A 4,945-nucleotide genomic window follows, 5' to 3' on the forward strand; every position below is an offset into this window, starting at 1 on the left:
AATAATGTTACCGAGATTAAGGCGCAGGATATTTTATTGAACCTTCAGAAACTTCCACATGAATTGTCAGATATAAAAGAGAGGGTAAGTCGTCGAGATGAATTAGAATCCGAGTTCATTGCTTTATCAACTAATAATACAGAGGTCGCATCTGAAGGTAGAAATTTCCTTCAAAATATGCATATGAATTCATTCCGCAATCCAGAGCCACTATTAGAGTGCTTTTCAGAAGGCCACACTTCTGTTATGGATGACCTAGATAAAATTGAGAGAATTCAGCCAGAGTTATTAGATTTTAAGGAAAGAATGGATATTCGCTATAATTTATTACAGGCGTTGAAGGTTTTGAAAAATATGAATGGTAATACACCAGAGACGAATAAGGAATATGAAAATCTTATTAAGCGGCTAGTAGATGCTCTCGATAGAGTAATTGCACCTGATCGTGAAAATCCAGACCAGAATGCATTCCTTTTGTTTAAGTATCATGAGCAAAAAAGCGGTTGTGAAACACAGAATAATAAAGTGACTTCGTTAGGGTGATTAAACTTTAACTGAGCAGTCACCATTTTTAGCGCTTAGGAACATACAATACCCTGAACTGCGAACCATAGTGTGGAAGAAGAATTTTTCGATTTAGAAAGTACTATTATGTTACTTTCGATAACGGATCTTATCGAAAGTAACTTTATAAAGGAAATATAAACAAAACAATCAATCGCAGCCAGACCAAAGTTTACCGTTGTTCTCCTGTTAAAAAAGATATGTTTTTGATGGTACAAATAAACCTTGAAAGTCGACTTGCTGTCGTGGGTTAGAGGGTTAAATTATGCCGGGATTACATTGGACATCATCTAAGAGAAGACGAAAAGAGTGGGAAATAGCAAAAAAGCACCTTAGGGATGGGGGTGTTCCTGAAGGAACAAAGCTCAAAAGATCTAAGGGTGAAATACGTTACAGTGATGCTTCAAATCAGAATCATAAAATTAATCATTCCTTCATGGTTATTGGTGGTAAAATTTTAGCCTTGGCTGGTAAAGGACAGATATTAGATAAAGGAGGAAATGGCAAAGTAAAATTTGCTGAAGATGAAGACGGAAATTTATATGTAATTAAAATCGGTAATCAAAAAAATGTAAGACAACGTGAAGTAGATATTCTTTCTGATCTTGGCCGTTTAAAAGGAGATGCTAAAAGAGAAGGCAAGCAATATGTTGTTTTAGAATATCAAGGAAAAAGCTTACGTCAGGTACTGAACAATAATTACCTGAATGATAAGAAAATTTTAAACATAAGTCTGCAGCTTGTTGAAGAAGTCAGAAAACTAAATAGTGGAAAACTTTCAAACTCTGGTAAGCATTATTACCATAATGATTTAAAACCAGCGAATGTTGTTGTTGCTCCTGATGGTCGGTTATCTTTAATTGATTTTGGTTTAGCACATGAAAATAAAGTTCTGGGAGGAACTCGTGGTTATCAGCCCCCTGAGGCAGAAAAAGAAACATGTGAAGCATCAGAAAAAACAGAAGTTTATTCTTTGGGAGCAATACTCTCAAGAATCTTACCTGAAAACTCAGCAGTACAACGCATTGCTGATCAAATAATGAAATCAGAAAACCCAGAAATGCGCCCATCTTTATCCTTTGTAACAACATTACTTTTAGTCGAGTTGTATAGTGGTTCTGATTCTGTTTTATCTCAGAAACTAAAGGAATATAGTTGTTCCCAAAAAGATATTGACCAAGCGAAAGCAATTTTCACTGTTGCCTCAAATGATCAATTTTCACGTGATGATTGGGACAAAATTAAAGACGACCAAGTGCTTCAAAACGCAGTCAATAATATCGCTAAGACTCGTGATGATCGGTGTAGAATTGAAGAAGATGTTAACAATATCGCTAAGGCTGGTCAATTTTCTCGTGATGACTGGCGTAGAATTCGAGACAATGAAGAACTTCAAAAAGCAGTCAACAATATCGCTAAGGCTGGTCAATTTTCTCATGATGACTGGCGTAGAATTCGAGGAAATGGAGCACTTCAAAAAGCAGTCAACAATATCGCTAAGGCTGGTCAATTTTCTCATGATGACTGGCGTAGAATTCGAGGAGATGGAGCACTTCAAAAAGCAGTCAACAATATCGCTAAGGCTGGTCAATTTTCTGGTGATTATTGGATAAAGATTAAATCCAATCATGACAATCTGAAACAAGTAAATGAAAAAATATCTTCCTTTCAAAAACATGTTAAGAACAATTCAAAACTTAAAAAAATATACAGTATCTTGAAAGCGTAAATGGTGCAAAAATAGAGTATTTAACTACAGGTAAAAAAGACAAACTTTCCAATCTAGCAAAAGATCCGGCTATCTCCGAACTTGCCAAGCATAGGTCAGGGAAAGTCACAAGAGGTTTTCAGCTTTTAGCTTCTGTTACTCTTGCTGTTGCAACTCTCCCAATTGGAGTTCCAGTAGCTATTTATCAAGCATCTAAAAATCATGGTAATTTTATATTTTATAAGCATCATACAGACTCAGAATTAGCTGCAATTAAAATTGCAGAATCTGTAAAACCCATAGCTCTTGGAGCTTAAAATCATCAACACTTGTAATAACTTATAATCCCTTGAAAAATGGTACTTTTGCACGCTACGTTGCAAGCAGCGTGCCCTTGGTCATTTTTTAATGTAGAACTGAATTATTTAATTCAGCTTTTATAATGTATTTTTTGTTAGGTTTATCCGCACTATATAGCTTTGCTATACTCTTAATTTGAGATGACATAGATTTATAAATCTTGTTTTTTATCTCTGGTGCTGTTTCGCAAGAAAAAAAATCTTCACACACATCCATACTGCTTTTAAAGCATGAAATAATGAGCGTCTGCAAAACAGATGCCATATAAAAAGCTTTGTCATCTTTTGTTTCTAGAGACGCAAGCCTTAATTGAGAGCTTTCCAATAAAAACTCAGAAACCTCACTTATCGTTTCGCTAACTAACCTCAAAATCTTATCTTGTTTCTGACTCACTATAATAAAACCTTTAATTAAATTGATATTGACGATGAAATAAATGATTCAGTCTGTATTTTAACGTAATTAATATCTTTATTGGAATTAAGAATGAAGTTTTTCTCCAAGCTAAAAAGCACTCTGACACCTAACAAAATCGATTCTAAGCCCCAAACTCCCCCAGCGCCTCAAGGGTTTATCGGCCTAAGAGAAGTCGGAGGCAGGGTCACAGAGGAGTTTTTAACACAGCTACAGTTCCCCGAAGGCATCACTATATATAAGGAGATGCGTGATAATGATGATACAGTAGGCGCGGCATTACTTGCTATTGAGCTGTTAATTCGCAAAGTAAAGTGGAAAGTCGTCGCTGCAGGTGTCAGTGCACAAGATGAAGCACGGGCAAACTTTCTTGAAGAGTGCCGCAATGATTTGTGCAAGCCTTGGGCTGAGGTGATTAGTGAAATACTCGACTTTTTGCCCTTTGGTTTTAGCATCCATGAGCCAGTCTATAAAGTGCGTCAAGGCCGTAGAGGAAAACGACCCTCGCAATACAACGATAATAAAATAGGATGGCATGACTTAGAAACACGCTCTCAAGACACAATCATAGAATGGATTTTTGACGAAGATACCGAAGAGCTCACCGGATTTCTACAAATGTCACCGACCTCTGGCAAGCAGTGTGAAGTCGATATTAACCGCGTTTTATTGTTCAGAACAACAAGCAAAAAAGGTAATCCCGAAGGCCGTAGTATCCTTAGAAATGCCTATCAGCCTTGGTTTTATAAGAAGAACCTAGAAAATCTTGAGACCATTGCAGTCGAACGTAATTTTGTGGGGTTGATGAAATTCGAGCTACCGCCTGAATATTTGAGCTATGATGCGTCACCGGATCAGAAAGGGTTGGTCAGCTACTTGCGAGATGTCGGGGCAAATATCCGACAAAATGAGTCAGCTTATATGATCATGCCTCAGAAGCATGATGATAATGGCAATAAATTATTTAACGCCGAACTTATGACGTGCCAGGGCACTAGTAATGTTGATCTATCCGGACCGATTAACCGCTATGCCTATGCGATTTCTCAAACGATGATGACGGAATTCCAGCAAATCGGTAAAACATCGGTGGGCACTTCAAACTACGCTGAGAATAAAATCGAGCTGCTAAAAGATAGCATTTGTGCGTATTTAGACATGATTAAAGGTGTGTTTAACTCGCATGCTATACCGCGCTTGTTTGATTTAAATGGCGACTTAGCCGAAGAGTTGCCAACACTCGACTATGAAGAAGTAAAAGAGGTTGACGTGGCAGAGCTTACGACTGCGCTATCTCAGCTTGTGCCGATTGGTGTTATTTCACCCGATGAAAACTTAGAGGAAACCGTAAGAGAATCTTTAAGCTTGCCAGCTTCAAAAGAAATAGATGGAAAATAAGCCACTTTCTACAAATGCATTGATAGATCAGACTAAGCCGAATTTTAAAGATGCCTTTTTGTCTGCTGTTGCTGCGTCTCAGGCTCATACAAGTGACAATGCTTTAAATAAGGCGATTAAGCAAGGTGATATTGATAAAGTACTTGATGCCGTGGGCTACAGCTATTTAGTGGCTGAATTATCAACGCTTCAAAGTGTGGAGCAAACCGCAGTGAAAGCAGGGGCAGATAATGCTCGCCTTGCTTTGCCGGAGTATTTAGAGAAGAAAACGCCGCCTCTAAATATGCTCGATGACTATGTGCAGCAAATTATTAAAGACCGCACAGCAGAGCTTGTAACGCTTGTATCGTACGATACAAAAGAGGCAATAGCCGCACAAGTCAGTGAAGGATTTAGTGAAGGCGAGCATGTCAGGGTGATGTCAGCGCGGATTAAAAGCCTGGTTGGATTAAATCGACCGCAGCAAGGGGCAATGAACAAGTTTATTGATAATCTGCTAGA

The 4,945-nt window shown here is 38.0% G+C and carries 5 protein-coding genes; 4 read left to right on the top strand and 1 reads right to left on the bottom strand.

Annotated elements, in window-relative coordinates:
* Together BGC07_RS19015 and BGC07_RS19020 are read left to right on the top strand one after the other, a co-directional pair.
* Window positions 1-543 (top strand): hypothetical protein (locus tag BGC07_RS19015; protein ID WP_201258200.1); only part of this gene is annotated, 543 nt, incomplete at its 5' end.
* A 286-nt stretch (window positions 544-829) separates the two neighbouring features.
* Window positions 830-2,293 carry a protein kinase family protein gene (locus tag BGC07_RS19020; protein ID WP_069314630.1) on the top strand — a complete coding sequence of 488 codons (1,464 nt, stop codon included), beginning with the start codon at window positions 830-832 and terminating at the stop codon, window positions 2,291-2,293.
* A 384-nt stretch (window positions 2,294-2,677) separates the two neighbouring features.
* Here BGC07_RS19020 and BGC07_RS19025 read toward each other — a convergent pair whose 3' ends face one another.
* Window positions 2,678-3,025 carry a hypothetical protein gene (locus tag BGC07_RS19025; RefSeq protein ID WP_069314631.1) on the bottom strand — a complete coding sequence of 116 codons (348 nt, stop codon included), beginning with the start codon at window positions 3,023-3,025 and terminating at the stop codon, window positions 2,678-2,680.
* 93 nt (window positions 3,026-3,118) lie between these two features.
* Here BGC07_RS19025 and BGC07_RS19030 point away from each other — a divergent pair, with 93 nt between their 5' ends.
* Both BGC07_RS19030 and BGC07_RS19035 read left to right on the top strand, forming a co-directional pair.
* Window positions 3,119-4,444, top strand: coding sequence for a phage portal protein family protein (locus BGC07_RS19030; RefSeq protein ID WP_069314632.1), 1,326 nt, complete (start codon window positions 3,119-3,121; stop codon window positions 4,442-4,444).
* On the top strand, window positions 4,434-4,945 hold a 512-nt coding region (locus BGC07_RS19035; protein ID WP_139121857.1), incomplete at its 3' end, for a hypothetical protein. The genes BGC07_RS19030 and BGC07_RS19035, both read left to right, overlap by 11 nt.

It is taken from the genome of Piscirickettsia litoralis (genome assembly GCF_001720395.1).
In the GTDB taxonomy this organism is placed as follows: domain Bacteria; phylum Pseudomonadota; class Gammaproteobacteria; order Piscirickettsiales; family Piscirickettsiaceae; genus Piscirickettsia; species Piscirickettsia litoralis.

Bases quoted from the DNA above. Each gene is read 5' to 3' on its own strand.
- BGC07_RS19020 (WP_069314630.1), top strand. From the start codon at position 830: ATGCCGGGATTACATTGGACATCATCTAAGAGAAGACGAAAAGAGTGG.
- BGC07_RS19030 (WP_069314632.1), top strand. From the start codon at position 3,119: ATGAAGTTTTTCTCCAAGCTAAAAAGCACTCTGACACCTAACAAAATC.